Origin of the sequence: Kitasatospora sp. NPDC048407 (assembly GCF_043200475.1) — a bacterium.
GTDB lineage: Bacteria > Actinomycetota > Actinomycetes > Streptomycetales > Streptomycetaceae > Kitasatospora.
The window spans coordinates 155388-176240 of record NZ_JBICXW010000002.1; the positions used below are offsets into that span (position 1 = coordinate 155388).

A 20853-nucleotide genomic window follows, 5' to 3' on the forward strand; every position below is an offset into this window, starting at 1 on the left:
CGGGGCGGGGCCCGCGCTCCCGCCGCCCGGCAGGGCCTGGGACCGTGCTCCCAGCGAGAGCCACCGCAGGGGCCCATGTCCGGCCCGTCCGGCCGGTGCGAGAATGGGGCATCAGCGCAGATCAGCGACCCGGGGCCGACCGGGCACCGGGGAGTTGGGACATGACGGGGACGGTGGGTCCGGAGACGGCGGGCTCAGCAGCTTCGGGGACGGCGGGCTCAGCAGCTTCGGGGACGGCGGGCGCGCTCTCGCGTCGTTGGCCGGAGGGGCTGCCGTGGAGCCAGACCGATGCGCTGGTGGCCGTCGGCGCGAGCCTGCTGGACGTGCTCGGCTACCTGCTGTTCGCCGCAGCCGTAGGCGGCGTCGGCGTGCCCGGCTTCCTGCTCGCCCTGTGTTCCGGGATGCCGCTGCTGGCGCGCCGCACCCACCCGGTGCCGATGTACGCCGGCGTGCTGCTGCTCCAGGCGGCCACCAACCTGGCCGAGCCGGTCGGCATCCACTTCGGTGCCGTCCTGACAGTGGCGCTGTACACGCTCGCCCGCCACGCCCGGCTCCGGGTGACCGCCGCGGCCGTCGCCGTCACCTCGCTGATGACGGTGCTGACCCAGAGCCACTTCCGGGCGCCCAGTTGGGATGCCCTGGTCTCCGCACCGGCCTCCTGCGTGCTGGTGGCGGGCGCGGCCCTGGTGGTCGCCCGCTGGCAGCGCGAGGTGGCCGCCAACCGCCGGCTGATGGCCGACCGGGCGGTGGCCGAGGAACGCCGGCGCATCGCCCGGGAGTTGCACGACATCGTGGCCCACCACATCACCACCATGCAGTTGATGGCCGGCGGCGCCCGGGCCAACCTCGCCGACCCCGAGGTGGTCCGGGACGCCCTGATCACGCTGGAGTCCTCCGGCCGGCTCGCGCTGCGCGAGATGCGCCAACTGCTGGACGTCCTGCGGGCGGGCGACGAACCCGACGCCGCGCCGCCCGCCCCGCAACCCGGCACCGACGACCTCGAACGACTCGCGGACGACTCCCGCCTGGCCGGCCTGCCCACCGAACTGACCGTCCACGGCGTCCCGTGCCCGCTGCCGCCGAGCCTCGGCCTGACGGTCTACCGGATCGTCCAGGAGGCCCTGACCAACACCCGCAAGTACGCCGGCCCGAAGGCCCGCGCGACCGTCCGCCTGACGTACCGCTCGGACGCCGTGGTGGTCCTGGTGCGCGACGACGGTGTGGGTGCCGGCGGAGGAGCGGGTGGCGAGGGCGGCGGTCACGGCCTGATCGGCATGCGTGAGCGCGTCGCCCTGCACGGCGGCAGCCTCAGCTGCGGCCCGCACCCCGACGGCGGCTTCGCCGTCCTGGCCGAACTGCCCCTGACCGCCGACGAGACCGCCGGGGCCGAACCCCGGTACGGAGAGGTACCCGCATGAACGCCGCCGCCCCCGCGATCCGCGTCCTGGTCGCCGACGACCAGCCCCTGGTCCGTCGCGGACTGACGCTGATCCTCTCCCCGAACCCGTCCTTCGAGGTGGTCGGCGAGGCCGAGAACGGCGAACAGGCCGTCGCCCTCGCCCAGCGCCTGCGCCCCGACGTGGTGGTGATGGACCTGCGGATGCCCGTCCTCGACGGCGTCGCCGCCACCGAACAGCTCGCCGGCCTCCTCCCCGAGTGCCGGGTGCTCGCGCTCTCCACCTTCGACCTCGACGAGTACGTGGTCGCCGCGCTGCGGGCCGGCGCCCACGGCTTCCTGCCCAAGGACGTCTCCCCGGAGGACCTCGCCACCGCGATCCGCACCGTCCACGCCGGTGACGCCGTGGTGGCGCCCCGCCTGCTCACCCGCCTGATCGCCACCCACGTCCGGTCCCCGCAGCCCGCCCCGCCGACCGCCGCCACCGCCTCGGTGGCCGACGACATCACGCCGCGCGAACGCGAGGTCTGGCGGCTGATGGCCACCGGGCTGGACAACAACGCGATCGCGGACGCGATGGAGATCAGCCCGTCCACGGTGAAGAACCACATCACCGGCCTGTTCGCCAAGCTCGACGTGCGCGACCGGGCACAGGCCGTCATCGCCGCCTACGAATCCGGGCTGATCACGCCGCAGCGATCCTGAGCGACCCGGACGGGCTGCTGCTTCCTGGTGGTGCGTCAAGTCGCGTGAATGGCAGTGGTGTTGAAGGGTTGATTGGGGCCGAAGGCGTGGCGGGCGAAGTGTTCGCCGATTCGGCGGTGGGCGGCCGCGTCCGGGTGGAGGCCGTCGGGAAGCGGGAGTTCGGCGTACTCGTGTTCGCCGTACAGTCGGCGGCCGTCGAGGTAGTGCAGGTGCGGGTCGTCGAGCGCGCGCAGGCCGACGATCCGGGCCAGTTCCTCGCGGATGACGGTCAGCGTCAGGCGGCCGGCGGCGCGTTCGGCCGGGTCGCCGGTGGCGCGGAAGCGGAGCGTTCCGGCGGTGAAATCCGGCATCAAGGGGCCCGGGGTGTCCTCGTGCAACGGGCACAGTAGCGGGGAGACCAGCAGCAGCGGGGTGTGCGGGTGCCCTTCGCGGATCGTGTCCAGGAAGCCGTGCACCGCCGGGCCGAACGCGCGCAGGCGCATCGCGTCGCTGTTCACCACGTTGATGCCGACCTTCAGGCTGATCAGGTCGGCCCGCGCGTCCCGGATCGCCCGGGCCGTGAACGGGTCGAGCAGCGCGCTGCCCCCGAACCCCAGGTTGACCAGCTCCACGCCGCCGCGCGCCGCCGCGATCGCCGGCCAAGTCCCGGTCGGGTGGGCCGCGTTGGAGCCGTGGCTGATCGAACTGCCGTGGTGCAGCCAGATCTTGCGCCCACGCCCCGGAAGCGGCTCGACCGGCGCGTCGGTGCGCAGTGCGACCAGCTCGGTGACCTCGGTGTGCGGCAGCCAGATCTCCACGTCCTTCGCCCGCCCCGGCAGGCCCGTGAACCGGGCCGCGCCGATCGGGCCCTCGGTGAGTTCGGCTTCCTGCGTCAGCAGATCCGTGACGGTGCGCAGATTGCCGCCCGCGACCGTGGCCTGAGCGGTCAGCCGCCCGTCGATCAGCAGGTCGTACACCCCGGCGGCGGGCGGCGGGAACCCCCGGTAGGCGCGCCTGGTCGGCAGCGTGTCCAGCTCGATCCGGGTGGCCGCCGTCCGGAACACCACCCGCACCCCCGACGGCTGCGCCTCCGCGACGGCCAACTGCCGGTCCGGCACCTGCCGCCGCGCCCGGCTCGGCAGCCGGTGCGGCAGCAGGCCGTGCGGGGTGATCTCGAAGTCGAGGTGGCCGCGCAGGAGTTGGGGGGTGATGGGGGTGGTGATCCAGTCCGGTGCTTCGGTGCTTGGTGCTTCAGCCTTGGGTGCCATGGCCTCTCCCTCGATCGCCTATGCGCATCATGCTGGTTCCTAAGTGGCTTAGGCAAATATGGTGGTGATGATGGCGTGGCGTGAAGTGTCTTTGGCGTCGGCGGTGGGCCGGAGCGGCGAGGTGGAACGGGGTGCGGTGCCAGGAGTCGCAGAGCGGCTGACCCGTTGTCGGTCCCTGGCCGGTGGATCGGGATACTGCCGGAATGACAGACGATCTGACGGTCCGACCGGAGAGCGGTGCGGGTGAGGGCGAGCGGCGGCGGAGTCTGCGGCGGGACGTGTCCGGGCCCGCGTTGCTGGCCGGGCTGGTGTGTGTCGCGGTGTCGTTCTCCGGGCCGTTGGTGGTGGTGCTGGCGGCCGCCGCGGCCGGGCGGTTGGATGCCGCGCACACCGCGTCGTGGATCTGGGCGGTGGCGATCGGCAGCGGGATCAGCGGGTTCGCGCTCAGCTGGTGGACCCGGACGCCGGTGGTGACCGCGTGGTCGACTCCCGGGGCGGCGCTGCTGGTGACGAGTCTCGGCCACTACCCGTACCGGGAGGCGGTCGGCGCGTTCCTGGTGAGTGCCGTCGCGGTCACGCTGTTCGGTGTCACCGGCTGGTTCGGACGCCTGATCGCCGCCGTGCCCGAGGGGATCGTGCACGCGATGCTGGCCGGCATCCTGTTCTCGTTCGGCGCCGGGATCTTCGGGGCGGTGCGCGGTGCGCCTGTGCTGGTGCTCGGGAGCTTCGTCGCGTTCCTGCTCGCGAAGCGGCTCGCTCCGCGGTACGCCGTGGTGATCGCCCTGGTGGTCGGCGGGGTGCTGGCCGCGCTGACGGTCGGACTGCGGCTGCACCCCGGCTCGGGTGGGCCGACCGTGCCGGTGCTCACCGCCCCCGCGTTCTCCTGGCCCGCGCTGGTCGGCCTGGCGCTGCCGCTCACCATCGTCTCGCTCGCCTCGCAGAACGCGCCGGGGCTGGGCGTGATGCGAGCGTTCGGCTACCGTCCGGACGACCGTCTGCTGATCGGCGTGACCGGCGGGGCGTCCGTCCTGCTGGCGCCGTTCGGCTCGCCCGGCGTCAACCTGGCCGCCATCACCGCCGCGATCTGCTCCGGTCCCGAGGCGCATCCCGACCCGCGGCGCCGCTACGTCGCGGGCATGTCATCCGGTGCGCTGTACGTGCTCGTCGGCAGCTTCAGTGGCGTGCTGGTCGGCCTGTTCACCGGCCTGCCACGGGAGTTGATCGCCGTGATCGCCGGCGTCGCGCTGCTCGCCTCGCTGCAGAACAGTCTCGCCGCCGCGCTCGCCCCCGAACCCGGCCGCGACGCCGCCGTGGTGACGCTGCTCGCCGCCGCCTCCGGCACGACCCTGTTCGGCATCGGCTCCGCGTTCTGGGGCCTGGTGTTCGGCCTCGCCACGCATGCGGTCACGTCCGGACGGCTGCCGCGGTTGGGCCTGCGTCGCTGACGAGCCCCACTGCCGGCGGCAGTGGGGCTGTCGGTGGGCCGGTGGTTCAGCGGGTGTCGCGGGCCGCGCGGACGATGAGGTCGGTGACCTCGGCCGGGTGGGAGACGGCGACCGCGTGGGAGGCCTTGTCGATGGTGACGGTGTAGGCGTGGGCGCGCTCGGCCATCCACTTCTCGGCCTTCGGCGGGATGTTGTGGTCCTGGCCGACGGTCATGGCGTAGGAGGGGATGTCCTTCCAGGCCGCCTTCGAGGCCTTCTCGTCCAGGGCGAGGGTGGTGACCGGCCGCTGGGAGGCCGCCATGATCGCGGCGGTGGGAGCGGGGACGTCGGCGGCGAACTGCTGGTGGAACAGCTCCTGCTTGATGGTCAGTTCGGTGCCGGTGCTGCCGTCGGGCATGGGGATGGAGGTGGGGCTGACGGCGTCGCCCAGGGTGCTGCCCGGGTACTTGGCGGCCAGGTCGCTTGCGCTCTCGCCGACGTTCGGGATGAACGCGGCGATGTAGACCAGCGCCTTCACGTCGGGGTCGCCGGCGGCGGCCTGGGTGATCACCGAGCCGCCGTAGGAGTGGCCGACCAGGACGATGGGCCCGTGCACGCTGTCCAGGACGCTGCGGATGTAGGCGGCGTCGCTGGTCACGCCGCGCAGCGGGTTGGCCGCGGCGATGACCGGGTAGCCGTCGTTCTTCAGACGCTTGACGACGCCGGACCAGCTGGAGGCGTCGGCGAACGCGCCGTGGACGAGCACGACGGTGGGCTTGGCCTGGCTCGTCACGTCCTTCTGCGGGGCGGCGCTGCTGGTCACCGTGGTGGCGGCCAGCAGGGAGCCGGCCACGGCGGTGGCGGCGGCCACGGTGGTGGCGGCCTTGACGGCTGAACGGGTGCGGGAGGAACGGGACATGACGGTCTCCTTGTAAGCGGTCGCCGGTGACACGGTCCGGCAGAAAGACGCGGGTGTGCCGCGCTACGGACCGTTCTGGGCGGCGACGGCGGTTGAACGGCCGCACCGATGACGGCGGGCGGCCGGCTGAGCCGGACAGGTCGGCCGGAAGGGCTGCGCGGTGCGCGGCGTCCGGCCTTGGGGGGTGCAGGGCATCCCAGGGCGGCCCGGGGGGAGCCGGGCCGCCCTGGAGCAGGGGCCCCGGGGGGAGCCGGGCCGCCCTGGAGCAGGGGTCAGGACCCGTTGTGCAGGCCCGCGTAGAGGAAGCGGTTGGCCTGGTCGACGGCCGCCTTCGCGGCGTTGGTGTTGGCGAGGGCGTCGAGCATGGCGAAGTCGTGGATGATGCCGTTGTAGCGGACGCTGGTGGTGTCGTTGCCTGCGGCGCGGAGCTTCGCGGCGTACGCCTCGCCCTCGTCGCGCAGCACGTCGGCCTCGTCGGTGATGACCAGGGCCTTGGGCAGGCCGGCGAGCTGGTTGAGGTTCGCGCGCAGCGGGGAGGCGGTGATCTGCTCGCGGTCCTTGGCGTTCGGGGCGTAGGCGTCCCAGAACCACTTCATGGCCTTGCGGGTCAGCCAGGGGCCGTCGGCGAACTCCCGGTAGGAGGGGGTTTCGAAGTTGGCGTCCGTGACGGGGTAGAACAGCACCTGCTCGCGCAGGGCGGGGCCGCCGCGCTGCTTGGCCATGAGCGTGACGGCGGCCGTCATGTTGCCGCCGACGCTGTCGCCGGCGACGGCGATCCGGGAGCCGTCGACGTTGATCTCGTCACCGTGCTCGGCGACCCACTTGGTGGCCGCGTACGACTGCTCGTTGGCGATCGGGTAGCGGGCCTCGGGCGCGGGCGTGTAGTCGACGAAGATGACCGCGGCCTGGGCGCCGTTGGCGATCTGCCGCACCAGCCGGTCGTGGGTGTTCTCGTTGCCGAGGACCCAGCCGCCGCCGTGGAAGTACATGACGGCCGGGAGCTTGCCCGTCACGCCGGCGGGGCGGACGATCCGGACGTTCACCTCACCGGTGGGTCCCACCTTGAGCGTGCGGTGGCTGACCTCGGCCGGCAGCTTGTCGACGGGACCGCTCTGCGCGCCGTCGAGCGCCTTGCGGGCGTCCTCGTAGGACAGCGTGTAGATCGGCGGGTTCTTCGCCGCCGCGTCGGCGAACGCCTGGGCGTCCTTCTCCAGCACCGGCCCGGACGCCTTGGCGGGCGACTTGGCCGGAGCGGCCGAGGCGTTGGCGGCGATCGTGGCGCCGGCGACGAGGGTGACGGCCGCGACGACGGCGACCTTGCGGTTGATGCGGAAGGGGATGGTGCGCATGGGGAAACTCCTGGTCCGGTGGCGAACAGTGAGCGCAACCGGATCGTCAAGGTGGGGTGAGACCGGATCTACGAGGTGAGACCGGAGGTAACTTGCGGGCGCTGCTTGTGGGTTGAGCGGGCGCTGCTGGTGGATCGAGCGTGCTCGGCGAGTGGGTTGAGCGGGCTCGGCGAGTGGGTCGAGCGTGCTCAGCGAGTGGGTCGAGCGTGCTCAGCGAGTGGGTCGAGCGGGCTCAGGCGGTGCCGAAGGCGGTCTTCAGGCGTTGCCGAAGGCGGTGCGCAGAATGGCGATGGCCTGGCTGATGGCGCCTTCCGCGGCATGGGTCCCGCGCAGGGCGTTGAGCATCACGAAGTCGTGGATGACGGCCTGGTAGCGGACGGCGGTGACGGGGACGCCGGCCTGGCGCAGCTTGTTCGCGTAGGCCTCGCCCTCGTCGCGCAGGACGTCGGCCTCGCCGGTGATGACCAGGGCCGGGGGCAGGCCGGTGAGCTGCTCTACGGTGGCGCGCAGCGGGGAGGCGGTGATCTCGGCGCGCTGCTGCTCGTCGGTCGTGTACTGGTCCCAGAACCACTGCATGGCGTCGCGGCGCAGGAAGTAGCCGGTGGCGAACTGGTGGTACGACGGGGTGTCGAAGGACGCGTCGGTCACCGGGTAGAACAGCACCTGCTGCACCAGGCGGACGTCGCCGCGCTCCTTGGCCATCAGGGTCAGCGCGGCGGACATGTTGCCGCCGACACTGTCGCCGGCCACCGCGAGGCGGGTGGCGTCCAGGCCCTCGCCCGCGCCCTCGGCGACGATCCAGCGGGCGACGGCGTAGTTCTGCTCGATGGCGACCGGGTAGCGGGCCTCGGGGGAGAGGTCGTACTCGGGGAAGACGACGGCCGCGCCCGCGCCGACGGCCAGTTCGCGCACCAGGCGGTCGTGGGTGTGCGCGTTGCCGAACACCCAGCCCGCGCCGTGGATGTAGAGGATCACCGGCAGCGTGCCGGTGGACCCGGCCGGGCGGACGATCCGCGCCCGCACCGAGCCGGTCGGCCCGCTGGGAACGGTGATCCACTCCTCGTCGATCGCCGGCAGCTCGACCTCACCGGACTGAACCTCGTCGACGGCCTTGCGGCCCTCCTCCGGACCCAGGTCGAACAGGTACGGCGGGTTGGCGGTGGCCTCGGCGAAGTCCCGGGCCTGCGGCTCGAGGAACGGGCTGGGGGTGGACTGCGAGTGGGACATGGTGAAGGGCGGCCTCTCGGTGGTCGAAGGGGGGTAAAGCCCAGGTTAGGAACCCGGGTCCGCCCCGCTTGTACGCGCAGCGCACTCGTTCCGGCCGGTCCGCGTACTCGTCGCCGGCACCCGTTGGGGCGTCGACTCGGCGATCACCGAAGGTAGGGAAAGCCCAGGGTCAACAGGGGTAGAGGTGGTGCCGGTGCATGCCGACCTCGATCGCGGTCGCCACCCGTACGCACGGGCGGACCGCCCCCGCGCCCGGCCGGGCCCGGGACCGGGCTTCAGCGGTCGGCGGCCCCTTTGTGCCGCTTCCCGTGCTTGTCGGCGGGTTCGGCCTGGTCGTTCGGCCAGTCGTGCGTGACGGTCGGCGGACGTCCCTCCGCGCGGTAGTTTTCGCGGGGCCGCCGGTGCAGCACGCCGACGGGTTCGGCCTGGTCGCTCGGCCAATCGTGCCCGACGGTCGGCGGACGTCCCTCGGCGCGGTGGTCCTCGCGCTGCTCCTCGGGCGCGTCGGTGCGGGCCTTCGCCCGGCGCTCTTCGCGGAGCGCCTCGCGGTCCTGTTCGGGCGTGGGTACGCCGCCCGCGCCGCCCTGCGGCATCTCGTCCATGGCGCCGGCTCCCTTCCTCGCCGTCGGAGCCGTCCGACGGGGTCACTTCGCGGGTGCCCGGCCGGGCGGAGTCCAATCGTGTGTTCTCAGTTCGGCTGGTGCAGCGGCGCTCCGCGGTGCGTCGCGGCCAGCGCGAGCACCTGGTCGACCGTCCAGTGGTCGGCCGCGTGGGTGCCGTAGTGGGCGGCCAGGACCCGGCCGTCGGGGGCGAGCAGGAAATCGGCGGGCAGCCCGAGCCGGCCGCCGAGCGGACGGGCGGCGGGGAGCCGCTCGCGGCCGCGCAGGACCAGCGGGATGCCGACGAGCACGGCGCGCGCGATGGCGGGCCAGACCCGCGGGTCGAGCAGTGCGCGGGCGCCGCGCCCGACGCCGTACATGCGGTACAGGCGCTGCGAGGGGTCGGCGACCAGGGCGAACGGCAGGCCGTCGGCGTACGGCCGGAGTTCCTCGACGGGGGAGTGGAAGACGGCCGCCTCCCGGATCCCGGCCTCCTGCAACTCCCGGTGGCGGACGGCGAATTGGCGCAGGTGCAGGTTGCAGATCGGGCAGCCGGCGAAGCGGCGGAACTGGAGGTGGGTGACGCCGCCCGCGGGGACGGGCGGGAGGGGCGCGCCGGTGGTGTCGGTGGTGGGGACGGTCGGGGCGGCGGTGCCGATCCGGAGGCGGGACATCTGGGCTCCCTCGTAGGTGTAGACCGTACGCCTAAACTGTAGGCGTATGTCGTACGCTGTCAACCCGTGCCCCGTCCCCGCTCTCTCACCAACGACCAGATCGCCGCCGCCGCGCTCGCCGTGATCGACCGCGACGGCCTGCCCGCGCTCTCCATGCGCACCGTCGCCACCGAACTCGACCGCCGCACCATGGCGCTGTACCGCTACGTCGAGGACCGCGAGGAAGTGGAGTGCCTGGTGGTCGACCTGGCGCTCGGTGCCGTCCTCGACCGCGCCGCCGCCGAGCAGCCGACGCCGCGCGCGCGGGTGCTCGCACTGCTGGAGCTGATGCGCGAGGCGGTCGGCGCCCACCCGGGCGTCCTGCCGCTGGCCATCCGCCATCACCGCACCTGCCGGCCCGCGCTGCGCTGGCGCGAACGTCTGCTGGAGGCCCTCACCGATGCCGGCCTGGACGGCCCCGCCCGCGCGGCGGCCCTGCACGCGCTGGTCGCCTACACGATCGGCGCGCTCGAACTCGAACACCAGGGCGCGGCCCCCGGCCCCACCCCCGACGCCTTTCCGCTGCTCGCCGCCGCCCTCGCCACCCGCGACACCACTCCCGCCGGCCCCGCGTTCACCGCCGGGGCGCGGACCGTCCTGGACGGCCTCGGCCTCGGTCTCGGTTTCGGCTGACGGTTACGCGGCGATGTCCAGGATGTCGTAGAGGTGTTCCCCGGCGCCCCAGCGCTCCAGCGCGGCCCGGTCGACCAGGTGGATGCGCTGCTGGTGGGCGAACTTGCGGGCCGGGGCGGTGAATCCGGACAGGCCGACCACGATGGCGATCCTCGCCCGGTGGACGGGCCGGGCGGTGCCGTTGAAGGTCTGGAGCTCGGGGCTGCCGACGGGGCGGCGGTAGCGCTTGCACTGGACGACCACCTTCCGGCCGTCCTCGTCGTGCGCGATCACGTCGGCCCCGAGATCGCCGGCGCCGCCGACCCGCAGCGCGCCGGAGAAGCCGTCCCGGTCGAGCAGCGCCCGGCACATCTCCTCGAAGCCGCGCGGCGAGGAGTTCGCGAAGTCGTCGAGGGTGAAGTCCGCCGTCCAACTCGCGGCCACCGCCGGGTGGTTCGGGACAGCGGGCAGCCAACCGGGCGCGGTGGCCCGGACATAGAGGGTGGCGGTGACGGCGGCCAGCAGGGCGATCCCGCCGAGGCCGATGCCCAGGTACAGCAGGTGCGCGGCGGCCCACCCCCAGGCCGCCTTCAGCACCACGATGGCGGCGCCCAGGGCGAGGATCCACAGCACGACCTTGACCGCGTCGTCGCTCATCGCCGCCCCAGTTCCTTCCGCTCGTCGGTCCGGCGCCCGCCGCGCCCGACCGTTGGTGTACCAGCGGCGGGGGACGGCAGGCGGGCGGTTGTCCGCACTCGGACCGCCCGGTGGCCGTGATCAGGACATGCGCGCCGGGGGCGTACGCCGTGGCTCCACCTCGCGGGCGGTCGGCGGTCTGTCGATCGGTGAGGGCGGAGTCCGGGCGCGGCCACCGCCGACGAGCTGCGGCGACGGCCCGCGCGGGGCGAACACCCAGGCGCCGTCCGGAGATTGGCGGAATCCGAACCGGTCGGGCCTGTCTCCCTCTCGGATCCTGCTGGATCGGTGAGTGGCTTTTCGGGTGGTCAGCGAGCGCTACGACGAGCCCGGGCTGACCGCGTTCTACGGGCCCGGCCCCTGCTTGGCCGCGGTGGCGATCAGCGCGGTGGGTGGCCCGATGGTGCGTCTGGGGGAGGTCGAGCTGGTCGCCAGGGCGCCCTCCGCGGCCAGCGCGGACCTTCGCCGCCTCGCCCTGGAGGAGCAGACCGAGGCGCGGGTGAACCGGCACGGCGAGGCGGAGGTGCCGGCCTGGGGCGTCTCCCTGGTGGGCACGAGCAGAGCGGGCCGGAGACACCTCGGTCGGCGCGGCCTGCTTCTGCGTCGAGGGCTGGGAGTACCACGGCTGACACCACAACAGGGGCCCGGTCGGCGAGCCGGCTCACCATGCTAGAGGCCGTAGCGGCGGCCGGACTGTTCGGCCTGGGCGAGGCGGCGGAGGTTGAGGAGGACGGGTTCGAACAGGACGGCGGCGGCGACCGCGTACTCGGCCTGCTCCTGGGGGGTGGGGAGGACCTCCATGCGGTCGAGGTCGTAGACGGCGGCCTGTTCCATGTAGCGGGCGTACGGGAGCAGGTCGTCGGTGCTGAGGGGGTAGCCGAGGCGGCCGAGGGTGGCGAGGGCGGCGACCAGGGCCCGGTGGGCGGGGGAGAGGTCTCCCACCTCGCAGGGGGCGGACCAGCCGAGGCGGGTGAACAGGTCGTCAGCGAGCTTGCGGGCGGCGGCAGTTGGCTGGTCCTCGTCGGCCGCGAGGGTCGGCTCGGTGGGGTGGGGCAGCGTCCTCAGGGCCGCACCGAGGCGGAGAGTGAGGCCGAGGGAGTCGTCGTCGACGTGCGCGAGCACCTCCCGGACGGTGGCGACCGGGATGCGGCCGACCTGGATCATCGCCCGCACCAGGCGGAGCCGTCGCAGGTGCGATTCGTCGTATTCGGCCTGGGTGGTGTTGATCAGGCGGCCGGGCGGGAGCAGGCCCTCGCGCAGGTAGTACTTGATGGTGGCGAGGGAGACACCGCTGCTTTCGCTGAGATCTGCCAGGCGCATCCTCTTGTGGCCTCCGTCGGCGAGTGTCACTATCCAAGGCATTGATGAGTGGGGCTATCCAATCACGGACGGTCCGACGACAGGGGGATGCCATGTTCGCCAAGCCGATACCGGGTCGAACCACCGCCGCCGCCGAAGGGAACGTCGTCCTCTTCCTGATCGGCATGCGGATCAACCACTTCTGGGCGCCGCACCACTGGCTGCCCGTGTTCCTCGCGATGCCGCGGATGCTGCGCGAACTCTCCCGCGACCCGCAGAGCGGACTGCTCGGCTACCAGCTGCTCACCGGCTCGCCGCGCACCTACTACGTGGTCCAGTACTGGGAGTCCGAGGAGAAACTGCTCAAGTACGCCGCCGCGCCGCAGCAGTTGCACCGCAAGGCCTGGGCGATGATCAACCGCTTCGAGCGCAAGTCCCGTCAGCACGTGGGGATTTGGCACGAGACGTACATCGTCCCGCCCGGCTCCTACGAGTCGATCTACGGCGACATGCCGCCGTACGGCCTCGGCGCCGCCACCGGCACCCTGCCGATCGAGCGCCGCGGCGCCACCGCGCGGGAGCGCTTCGCGCACGGCGCCAAGGGTGCGGAGAGTGCGGAGGGCCCGGAGAGTGCGGAGGGTCGAGAGGGTCAGGAGGATGCTTCCTGACCTGGGGGTTGACCGAATGTGATCGGATGGCGGCGGATAGAGTCTGGCCCGGATCGGCGCCCGGTGTGGGCGTCGTGAGGGCTTGACCTGGCGAGGGTGTGTTGCAGGAGAACGGTGTCGGGGCGATGGATCCCGACCAGGGCGGGAAGCTGGCGGCGCGCTGGTGGAAGTGGGCGCTGTCGGCGCCGGAGGAGAGCTCGCCGGTCGCGGACCGGACCGGCGAGTTCGCCGGCTGGCAGCAGCCGTCGGACGTCTGGTTCCTGGCCGGGACGTACGGCGGCCGGGTGGTCCGGCGGTGCCAGATCCCCGCCGGGAAGCCGCTGTTCTTCCCCGTCCTGAACACCACCCGTCCGGCGCTGGGCTTTTCCGCGCGTCCGTGGCGGATGGACGTGTCCCGGGCCGAGGCCGATCTGAACGGAATCCCGCTGCCGGTGCGGGAGTTCGCCTCCCGGCGGTTCATGGTGGGTATTTTCCCGCAGGTCGCGTGGGGCCTGTGGGGTGCGCTGGAGCCGCTCACGCCCGGGCAGTACGTGCTGGCGATCAACGGGACGGCCGGGGACTTCGAGGTGGACACCACCTACCACCTGGACGTGGTCGCGTCCTGACGCAGGGCCCTTCGAGGGTGGTCCGGCAAAGTTTACCGAGTTGTGGCCATGACAACTTGTCAAAAGTGTGGACCGTGAACGGTCGCTTCCGTAGGTTCGGTGCCTCCCGGTGACAGTGCGATCGGCGAACTCCCATTCGGGTTCGGCGAGTTGCCACTGCCACATCGAGTGCTGCGATGCGGAGGAAGCATGCGTGTCACCCGTAGGAACCTGAGGCTGCTGGCGGGCGCCCCGCTCGCCGCAGCCGCCCTGCTCGCGCTGACTGCCGGCCCCGCCGGCGCCGCGATACCGATCAACAAGCCGATGACCGGCATGGCCACCTACTTCACCGACACCGGCTACGGCGCCTGCGGCACCCAGATCAACGCCGGCACCCAGATGCTGGTCGCCGTCCCCGCCAGCTGGTGGACCACCGCGAACCCGAACAACGATCCGGTCTGCAAGGGCATTTCGGTGAAGGTGACGTACCAGGGCAAGACGCTGACCCTGCCGGTCAAGGACAAGTGCCCGTCCTGCGCCTCCACCCACCTGGACCTGAGCAAGCCGGCGTTCGCCCAGCTCGCCCCGCTCGACCAGGGCGTCATCAACGGGATCACCTGGCAGTTCGTGCAGACCACCCTCACCGGGCAGACCGTCGCGCTGAGCGCCCCGGTCAGCGGTTCCGTCGGCGGGCAGGCCGCGCCGCAGGACGCTCCGCTCACCGGCTTCTAGGCGCCGCTCGGCCGGTGTCCGCGTTCGCGTGCGGGCACCGGCCGGGGCGGTCCGTCGGCGCCGCCGACCGTCAGCGGCGCCGACCGTCAGCGCCGCCGACGGTCGGCGGACGCCAGGGCGAGGACGGCCGCCACGATCACCACGGCCAGCACCAGGCTCACCGGGCCGGTGCCCAGGTCGAGGCCGCCGCGTTCCCGGCTGACGCCGGCCCAGTCGGCGAAGCACGCGCCGAGCGGGCGGGTGAGGACGTACGCCCACCAGAACGCGAGGACCGGCGGCAGCCGCAGCAGTCGGTGGCCCAGCGCGGGCACCGCGATCAGGGCGGCGAACAGCAGGCCGGACGGGAGGTACCCCCAGCCGAGGGTGGCGGCGGTCAGGTCGCCGACGGCGGTGCCCAGGGCGAAGGTCGCCATCACCGCCGTCCAGTAGAAGACCTCCCGGCGGCCGCCGCGCACCGTCTCCACCGCGAGCGTCCCCTCCGTGCGGCGCCACACCCAGAACACGGCGGCCAGCGCCAGCGTGAACGCGGCGGCCGAGACCGCGTACGGCACCCCCAGCGCCACGTGTGCCACGTCGGCGGCCATCGTGCCGAACACGCTGACCATCACCACGGCCGCCCAGTAGACCGCGGGCCGGTACCGGCCGGCCCGCGCCTGGGCGAAGAGCGCCACCGCGAGCAGCACCGTGGCACCCGCCACCGCCGGAATCGGCCCGAGCGTGCGCGCCAAGTAGTCGGAGGTGGTCTCGCCCATCCCCGTGGTGAGCACCTTCACCACCCAGAAGCCGGCCGTCACCTGCGGCACCTTGCTCCACAGCGGAGCGGGGCGCTGCCCGTTCAGCCGGTCGGTCCCGGTCATCGTCGTCGTGGCGCCCACAGCGGCGGCACTCCTCTCGGTGGCGCGGCCCGGCCGCGCGGGGTCGTTGCGGTGGCCGGGCGGCAACAGGGTGGGCGGCAGGGCCGGCACCGGTGCGGCAACAGGGCCGGTCAGCAGCATGGCCGGGCGAAGCTGAAGGGAAGCTGAAGACCTCGCCGGTCTCCCGTTCGGTGGGTGGCGGGTCTCTCGTCCGGAGGGTGGCGCAAAGCCGTCGCAGACCAGTGGTCGGCGGGGAAGGCGGCCTGGTTCCCGGGGAGTTGGTGTGACGGTCGTCATAGTCGTGCGGGTGGGCGACAGGTGGGGGAGGGCGGGGTCCGGCGGGTGTGAAGGATGTGATGATGAGCCCGTCATGAAGGCTGGGCGAGTGGTACGGGCAGGCCGGGCTGCGGTGTTCGCGGCCGGATGCGTGCTGCTCGCTGCCGTCGCGCACGTGCTGATGTCCGGGCGGCCGGTGGCCGTCTGGGTACTGGCCGCCGCGTTCGGCGGCGTCGCCGGGCTGGGCTGGTTGACGGCCCGGAGGGAGCGCGGCCCGCTGCTGGTCACCGCGCTGACCGTCGGCGTCCAGGCCGCACTGCACACGGCGTTCTCGTTCGGGCAGGCAACGGCGGCTCCGGCTGCCGCCCCTGCCACGACGGACGGGCTCGCCGCGCGCTGGGCGCACCTGCTGCTTTGCAACGCCGGGCCGCTGACCGACGAACAGGCCGCCCGGTTGGTCGAGGCCGCCGGTCTCGACCCGGGGACGGTCGCGGCGCTCACCGATCCGCCCGGGATGGCAGGTGTGCCCGGGATGTCGGACATGCCTGGCATGGCGCACCACGCGATGGCGATGGCCGGGCCGCACGGTGGCGGGGGTGGCGGCATGCTCGCCGCGCACCTGTTGGCCGCGCTGCTGCTCGGTCTGTGGCTGGCCGCCGGCGAGCGCGCCGTACACGGGCTGGCCCGGACGGTTGCCGCCCGGCTGTTCGCGCCCGTCCTGCTGCTGCTCGGCGCCGTTCGGCCCGCCTGGGTGCCGTTGCGCTCGCGCCGGTCCAGGGCCTCGGGGTGGCGGCCGCGGTCGCGGCTGCTCGTCCACTCCCTTGCCACGCGGGGACCGCCGGTGGTGACCGCCGTCGCCTGACGGCCACGTCACACCCCGGAGCCGCTCCGCCCCACCACCGCACGCCCCTGCTCGGGCACCGGTGCCGTCGGCGCGCGCCCCGGGCCGGCCTCGCGGCCCGATCCGGCCGCTCCCGTCTCCCGAGCAAGGACACCCGGAGATGATTTCCGCTCTTCCCGCGTCACGTTCCGTCACCGGCCGGACGCGTGCCGACGACCAGACCGTGACCGCCTGGGCGCTGGCCGCCCGCAGCGGCGACCCCGCCGCGGTCGAACGGTTCGTCCGCGCCACCCGCCCCGACGTCCGGCGGTTCGTCACCCACCTCAGCGGCGAACCCCAGGCCGCCGACGACCTCACTCAGGACACCTACCTGCGCGCGCTGCGCAGCCTGCCCAGCTTCGAGGGTCGCTCCTCGGCCCGGACCTGGCTGCTCTCCATCGCCCGCCGCACCGTCGTCGACCGGTTCCGGTTCGCCGCCCGCCGGCCGCGACTGCTCGACACCGACGACTGGCAGAGCGCCGCCGAACAGGTCCAGCCCCACCACCTGCCCGGCTTCGACGAGGGCATCGCGCTCGGCGAACTGCTCGACGCGCTGCCCGCCGAACGCCGCGACGCCTTCGTCCTCACCGCGCTGCTCGGCCTGCCCTACGAGGAGGTCGCCGAACTGACCGGCTGCCCGATCGGCACCGTCCGCTCCCGGGTCAACCGGGCCCGCGGGGTGCTGATCCGCAAGCTCGCGGACGCCGAACACGCCGACTCCCTGGCGGTCGGCTGCGCGGCCTGAACGGTTCCCGGCGAACGGGGGGCGCTCCGGCGTCCCCCCGGCGGGGGTGTGAACGGTGTCGCCGGTCCCGCGCAGCTCCGTGCGTCGAGCGGCGTCGGTGGTGGGGTGTGAACGGTTCCCGGGTCCACCCGATGGGGGCATCGGGCCGCGTGTCCCGGTGCTACCGGCGGGCGGAGTGCGCTGTCGTGGATCCGCATTCACCGATCACGTCCATGGGAGTACGCATGTCCGTCACCACCGGCACCACCGTCTTCGCCGTCGAGGGAATGAGCTGCGGCCACTGCGAACGGACCGTCACCGCAGGCCTCGTCGCCCTGCCCGGCGTCACCGACGTCGTCGCGGACGCCAAGGCCGGCCGGGTCACTGTCAGCGGCGACGCCGACGAGGGCGAGGTCCGCGCGGCCGTGGATCAGGCCGGATTCACCTTCGCCGGTCGGATCTGACCGGCATCGGCAGAACGGCGGGAACCCGGGCCCGGTCGGGCACGACAGCTGAGGTGTGAACCCAACCCGACCGGCCCCGGGGCCGCCGACGCCGCCACTGGCTTCGCCGCCGGTCTGGCCCCGTCCGCGCGGTCGTCGCCGAATTCCGTTGCTGGGGAAGGGCGGTGGCGGTGGTTGACGACGGACGCCGCAGCGCGGACGGGCTCGTCGCCGCTGATCCGGGCAGCGCCGCCTTGCGTGCCGTCCTGGTCGAGGGTGGGTCCTTGTGATCGCCGAACTCCCGGGCCGGGGACGGGTGGTGGCGGTGGTCGACGGCGGTGTCCGCGACGCGACTGCCCGAGCGCCGCCGGCGGGCCGACCCGTCGTATCCCGTGGCCAACCCGCGCCGCGGCGTGGTCTCGCCGCCCTCGCCCGTTCAGCCCGATGCCCGCCCGACAACCTGGGTGCCTGCCGCCCCATGCCTGGTCGGGGCGACGTCAGGTGAACCCCACGCCCCACCACCCGTACTCGGTTTCAGGAGAGTGCCCCATGCGAACCCGCGTTCTGTGCGGCCTGGCCGCCGCAGTGACCCTGCTGGTCTCGGGCTGCGCGAGCAGTGCCGGCGATTCGGGGAGTGCCGGCGTCACGGCCACCCGGGCTGTCGGATTCCCGGTCAAGGTGCTGGACTGCCAGGGGCAGCCGACCGCGTTCGAGGCCGCGCCCGACCGGATTGTCACCAGTAATGCTGCCGCGCTGGAGATTCTGCTCCAACTCGGCGCCGCCGACCGGGTCATAGGCACCGGCTACCCGCCCGGCACCGGCCAACTGCCTGCTGCGATCGCCGAACGTGCCGCGCGGATACCCGTGTTGGGCGAGACGGTGATTGCCAAGGAGAAGCTGCTCGGGTCGGGCGCCGATCTGTACATCGACAGCTTTGCCGCGATGGGTGGGGCGGGTGGCGGCGGGGTGGGTGGGCCGCCGGGTGATCGGGAGTTCGCCGCTGCCGGGATCAAGCACATGTACCTGCTGTCCACTGCCTGCGCGGGTGGTCCGGCAAAGAGTGATCTCGCCGAGGTCGAGCAGGACATCAAGCGGCTCGGCGCCGTCACCGGCACCCTCCCCAGGGCCAACGAGCTGGTCGCCGCCATGGACGGCACGCTCGCCAGGGTCGCCGCCGGGCTCGACCAGCTTCCGGACGAGCGGCGGCCCAGTTACTTCTTCTTTGATTACGACGCCGGGGCGAAGCAGCCAACCGCCGTGTGCCGCAAGCAGATTGCGAACGCGATCATCACCCTGGCAGGGGCGCGCAACGTTTTCGCCGACTGCGACGCCGACTTCAAGGCGGTCGGCTGGGAGGACGTGATCGCCAAGAACCCCGACTGGATCCAGCTCGGCGTCCGTAGTCGGGGCAGCGCGGACGCCGACCGCAAGGCCTTCGACGAGGCCGAGCGGTTCCTGCGCGACAACCCCGCCACCAGGAACCTGAACGCCGTCCAGCAGGGCCACTTCGTGCGGATCGGCTCCGAGGTCACCACCACCGCCGGGGTCCGCAACGCCGACACCGTTCGGCAGATCGCCGCCATTGTTCACCCCGACCTGGTGAAGGGCGGAGAGTAGATGGCTGCCACTCTTGCCGAGATCCGTCGTGCGCCTCGCGTCGTGGCGGCCGGATTGCTGATCGCGTTGCTGCTTGTCTTAGCCGGGGCGGTCTGTCTCGGTAGTGTTGATGTCCCGCTCCGGGAGGTGTACGGGATATTGGGGCACCACTTGACTGAGAGTCAAGAGGTGTTCAGCACAAGGGATTTGATCGTCTGGGAGTTGCGCCTCCCGCGCGCTCTGCTCGCCGCCCTGGTCGGGGCCGGGCTCGGGCTGGTCGGGACGGCGGTGCAGGCGCTGGTGCGCAATCCGCTTGCCGATCCGTATCTGCTCGGGGTCTCGTCCGGTGCCTCGCTCGGGGCGCTCGGGGCGATTGTGCTCGGGGTCGGGGTGGGGGGCGTGTTCGGGGTCTCGGCCGCCGCGTTCGCCGGGGCGCTCGGGTCGTTCGGGCTGGTGTGGATCGTGGCGCGGCGTGGGGGTGGGTTCTCGCCGCTGAGGTTGGTGCTGTGCGGCGTCGCGGTTGGCCAGTTCCTCGGTGGGTTGTGCAGTTACCTGGTGCTGCGGGCGGGCGACGAGCAGCAGACGCGTGGCGTGCTGTTCTGGCTGATGGGCAGCCTCGGTGGCGCGACTTGGGGTCAACTCGCTCTCCCCGCCGGTGCGGTGCTGCTCGGCGGGATCGTTCTCCAGGCCCGCGCGCGGGCGCTGAACGCTCTGGTCCTGGGCGATGAGACCGCCGCCGGGCTCGGCGTCGATCCCGATCGGTTGCGGCGTGAACTCTTCGTGGTCACCAGCCTGTTGACCGGTGTGCTGGTATCCGTCTCCGGCGCCATCGGCTTCGTCGGACTGCTGGTGCCGCACCTGTGCCGACTGCTGGTCGGCGGCGACCACCGGCGGTTGCTGCCGCTGTCCGCACTCACTGGCGCTGTTCTGCTCACCGCCGTCGACACCGTCGCCCGCACCGCGCTGGATGCCCAGGAGTTGCCGATCGGTGTGGTCACCGCGCTGCTCGGCGCGCCCGTTCTGCTGTTCCTGCTCGACCGGCGATTGGGGGACAAGCGGTGAGACTCGCCCTCGATGATCTGTATGTCACGCTGGCCGGACGGGACGTGGTGGCCGGTGTCCACCTGGTCGCCGAGGACGGGGAGATCGCCGGGCTGATCGGGCCCAACGGCAGCGGCAAGTCGACGCTGCTGCGGGCCGTTTACCGTCATCTCGCGCCGCGGGCCGGGCGGGTGCTGCTCGACGGCCGGGATGTCACCAAGGTGCCCCGCGCCGAGGCTGCCCGTCATCTGGCCGCACTGCCCCAGGAGCGTGGTGAGGCATTCGAGTTGACGATCCGTCAGATGGTGGCGCTGGGGCGGCTGCCGCATCAGCGGGCGTTCGCCGCCGACAGTGCCGAGGACCGGGTGCAGACCGCCCGCGCCCTCGACCAGGTCGGGATGGCCGCGCATGCCGAGCGTCGTTTCGCCGATCTCTCCGGCGGTGAGCGTCAACGCGTCCTGCTGGCCCGTGCGTTGGCCCAGCAGCCCGACGTGCTGGTGCTGGACGAGCCCACCAACCACCTCGACATCCGTCACCAGGTCGACCTGCTCGCCCTGTTGCGGGCTCAGCGCGCCACCACCCTGGTCGCTCTGCACGACCTGAATGCCGCCGCGTCCGTCTGCGACCGGCTGCATGTGCTGGCCGGTGGCGCGCTGGTGGCTTCGGGGCCGCCGCGGGAGGTGCTGACGCCGGAGTTGCTCGGCGAGGTGTTCGGCGTCCGCGCCGCCGTCACCGCGCATCCGCTGACCGGGGATCCGCTGATCGCGTTCGACCACCGGGCGCCCGCAGTCTGAGCGGGGCGCCGTTCATGGGGAACTGAGAAGTTGGGCTGCCACCATGGTGCGCGCCCCGCGGCCCCCGCTGCCGGG

The 20853-nt window shown here is 72.9% G+C and carries 23 protein-coding genes; 13 read left to right on the forward strand and 10 right to left on the reverse strand.

Translation table 11 applies throughout. The features are described from left to right. Positions 1 to 161 precede the first annotated feature (161 nt). Together ACGFWJ_RS06020 and ACGFWJ_RS06025 are read left to right on the forward strand one after the other, a co-directional pair. Entirely contained in the window at positions 162 to 1418 is a 1257-nt protein-coding gene (locus tag ACGFWJ_RS06020) for a sensor histidine kinase (protein WP_392945725.1), read from the forward strand. Further along, on the forward strand, positions 1415 to 2101 hold the full coding sequence (locus ACGFWJ_RS06025; RefSeq protein ID WP_392945727.1) for a response regulator: 687 nt from the start codon (positions 1415 to 1417) through the stop codon (positions 2099 to 2101). The genes ACGFWJ_RS06020 and ACGFWJ_RS06025 overlap by 4 nt, the downstream gene beginning before the upstream one ends. A 35-nt stretch (positions 2102 to 2136) precedes the next feature. On the opposite strand, the gene ACGFWJ_RS06030 is transcribed toward ACGFWJ_RS06025, so the two are convergent. Continuing rightward, positions 2137 to 3348: a GDSL-type esterase/lipase family protein gene (locus tag ACGFWJ_RS06030; protein WP_392945729.1), complete on the reverse strand. Its 1212-nt coding sequence runs from the start codon at positions 3346 to 3348 to the stop codon at positions 2137 to 2139. 203 nt (positions 3349 to 3551) lie between these two features. Between ACGFWJ_RS06030 and ACGFWJ_RS06035 the strand changes: the two genes are divergently transcribed. Next, positions 3552 to 4793, forward strand: a complete 1242-nt coding sequence (locus ACGFWJ_RS06035) for a benzoate/H(+) symporter BenE family transporter (RefSeq protein WP_392945731.1) — start codon at positions 3552 to 3554, stop codon at positions 4791 to 4793. A gap of 46 nt (positions 4794 to 4839) precedes the next feature. Here ACGFWJ_RS06035 and ACGFWJ_RS06040 read toward each other — a convergent pair whose 3' ends face one another. The 5 genes from ACGFWJ_RS06040 to ACGFWJ_RS06060 all read right to left on the reverse strand — a co-directional run bounded on the left by ACGFWJ_RS06040 (position 4840) and on the right by ACGFWJ_RS06060 (position 9540). After that, positions 4840 to 5691: an alpha/beta fold hydrolase gene (locus ACGFWJ_RS06040; RefSeq protein WP_387646899.1), complete on the reverse strand. Its 852-nt coding sequence runs from the start codon at positions 5689 to 5691 to the stop codon at positions 4840 to 4842. A 272-nt stretch (positions 5692 to 5963) separates the two neighbouring features. Beyond that, positions 5964 to 7040, reverse strand: a complete 1077-nt coding sequence (locus tag ACGFWJ_RS06045; protein ID WP_392945734.1) for an alpha/beta hydrolase — start codon at positions 7038 to 7040, stop codon at positions 5964 to 5966. A gap of 255 nt (positions 7041 to 7295) precedes the next feature. Continuing rightward, on the reverse strand, positions 7296 to 8267 hold the full coding sequence (locus ACGFWJ_RS06050; RefSeq protein ID WP_392945736.1) for an alpha/beta hydrolase: 972 nt from the start codon (positions 8265 to 8267) through the stop codon (positions 7296 to 7298). Positions 8268 to 8542: 275 nt separating this feature from the next. Next, positions 8543 to 8869, reverse strand: a complete 327-nt coding sequence (locus ACGFWJ_RS06055) for a hypothetical protein (RefSeq protein WP_392945738.1) — start codon at positions 8867 to 8869, stop codon at positions 8543 to 8545. 86 nt (positions 8870 to 8955) lie between these two features. After that, positions 8956 to 9540: a peroxiredoxin-like family protein gene (locus tag ACGFWJ_RS06060; protein WP_392945740.1), complete on the reverse strand. Its 585-nt coding sequence runs from the start codon at positions 9538 to 9540 to the stop codon at positions 8956 to 8958. Positions 9541 to 9606: 66 nt separating this feature from the next. Between ACGFWJ_RS06060 and ACGFWJ_RS06065 the strand changes: the two genes are divergently transcribed. Then, complete coding sequence (locus tag ACGFWJ_RS06065) at positions 9607 to 10212, forward strand: TetR/AcrR family transcriptional regulator (RefSeq protein ID WP_392945742.1); 606 nt, start codon at positions 9607 to 9609, stop codon at positions 10210 to 10212. 3 nt (positions 10213 to 10215) lie between these two features. Here ACGFWJ_RS06065 and ACGFWJ_RS06070 read toward each other — a convergent pair whose 3' ends face one another. The 3 genes from ACGFWJ_RS06070 to ACGFWJ_RS06080 all read right to left on the reverse strand — a co-directional run bounded on the left by ACGFWJ_RS06070 (position 10216) and on the right by ACGFWJ_RS06080 (position 12207). Then, a complete protein-coding gene (locus ACGFWJ_RS06070; protein ID WP_392945744.1) occupies positions 10216 to 10848 on the reverse strand; it encodes a restriction endonuclease in 633 nt (210 codons plus the stop codon). Between the two features lie 384 nt (positions 10849 to 11232). Then, positions 11233 to 11442 (reverse strand): hypothetical protein, encoded by a 210-nt coding sequence (locus ACGFWJ_RS06075; protein WP_392945746.1) that lies wholly within the window; start codon positions 11440 to 11442, stop codon positions 11233 to 11235. A 114-nt stretch (positions 11443 to 11556) separates the two neighbouring features. Next, positions 11557 to 12207: a MerR family transcriptional regulator gene (locus tag ACGFWJ_RS06080; protein WP_392945747.1), complete on the reverse strand. Its 651-nt coding sequence runs from the start codon at positions 12205 to 12207 to the stop codon at positions 11557 to 11559. Between the two features lie 92 nt (positions 12208 to 12299). On the opposite strand from ACGFWJ_RS06080, the gene ACGFWJ_RS06085 reads away from it, so the two are divergent. The 3 genes from ACGFWJ_RS06085 (at position 12300) to ACGFWJ_RS06095 (ending at position 14170) form a co-directional block, all read left to right on the forward strand. After that, positions 12300 to 12854, forward strand: a complete 555-nt coding sequence (locus tag ACGFWJ_RS06085) for a DUF4188 domain-containing protein (RefSeq protein WP_392945748.1) — start codon at positions 12300 to 12302, stop codon at positions 12852 to 12854. A 125-nt stretch (positions 12855 to 12979) separates the two neighbouring features. Next, positions 12980 to 13459, forward strand: a complete 480-nt coding sequence (locus ACGFWJ_RS06090; RefSeq protein WP_392945750.1) for a hypothetical protein — start codon at positions 12980 to 12982, stop codon at positions 13457 to 13459. Between the two features lie 189 nt (positions 13460 to 13648). Further along, on the forward strand, positions 13649 to 14170 hold the full coding sequence (locus ACGFWJ_RS06095; protein ID WP_392945752.1) for a cysteine/serine endopeptidase inhibitor: 522 nt from the start codon (positions 13649 to 13651) through the stop codon (positions 14168 to 14170). A gap of 86 nt (positions 14171 to 14256) precedes the next feature. Here the strand turns inward: ACGFWJ_RS06095 and ACGFWJ_RS06100 are convergent, their stop codons facing one another. Continuing rightward, complete coding sequence (locus ACGFWJ_RS06100; RefSeq protein WP_392946497.1) at positions 14257 to 15027, reverse strand: hypothetical protein; 771 nt, start codon at positions 15025 to 15027, stop codon at positions 14257 to 14259. Between the two features lie 367 nt (positions 15028 to 15394). Here ACGFWJ_RS06100 and ACGFWJ_RS06105 point away from each other — a divergent pair, with 367 nt between their 5' ends. The 6 genes from ACGFWJ_RS06105 to ACGFWJ_RS06130 all read left to right on the forward strand — a co-directional run bounded on the left by ACGFWJ_RS06105 (position 15395) and on the right by ACGFWJ_RS06130 (position 20778). After that, positions 15395 to 16162 (forward strand): PE-PGRS family protein, encoded by a 768-nt coding sequence (locus ACGFWJ_RS06105; protein ID WP_392945754.1) that lies wholly within the window; start codon positions 15395 to 15397, stop codon positions 16160 to 16162. Between the two features lie 139 nt (positions 16163 to 16301). Further along, positions 16302 to 16925 (forward strand): sigma-70 family RNA polymerase sigma factor, encoded by a 624-nt coding sequence (locus ACGFWJ_RS06110; protein WP_387646868.1) that lies wholly within the window; start codon positions 16302 to 16304, stop codon positions 16923 to 16925. A gap of 224 nt (positions 16926 to 17149) precedes the next feature. Next, a complete protein-coding gene (locus ACGFWJ_RS06115; protein ID WP_392945756.1) occupies positions 17150 to 17368 on the forward strand; it encodes a heavy-metal-associated domain-containing protein in 219 nt (72 codons plus the stop codon). Positions 17369 to 17896: 528 nt separating this feature from the next. Then, the gene (locus tag ACGFWJ_RS06120; protein WP_392945758.1) at positions 17897 to 18964 is read left to right on the forward strand and encodes an ABC transporter substrate-binding protein; all 1068 of its coding nucleotides are present in this window, start codon (positions 17897 to 17899) and stop codon (positions 18962 to 18964) included. Then, complete coding sequence (locus ACGFWJ_RS06125; protein WP_387646860.1) at positions 18965 to 20005, forward strand: FecCD family ABC transporter permease; 1041 nt, start codon at positions 18965 to 18967, stop codon at positions 20003 to 20005. Beyond that, complete coding sequence (locus ACGFWJ_RS06130; RefSeq protein WP_392945761.1) at positions 20002 to 20778, forward strand: ABC transporter ATP-binding protein; 777 nt, start codon at positions 20002 to 20004, stop codon at positions 20776 to 20778. The genes ACGFWJ_RS06125 and ACGFWJ_RS06130 overlap by 4 nt, the downstream gene beginning before the upstream one ends. Positions 20779 to 20853: the final 75 nt, after the last annotated feature.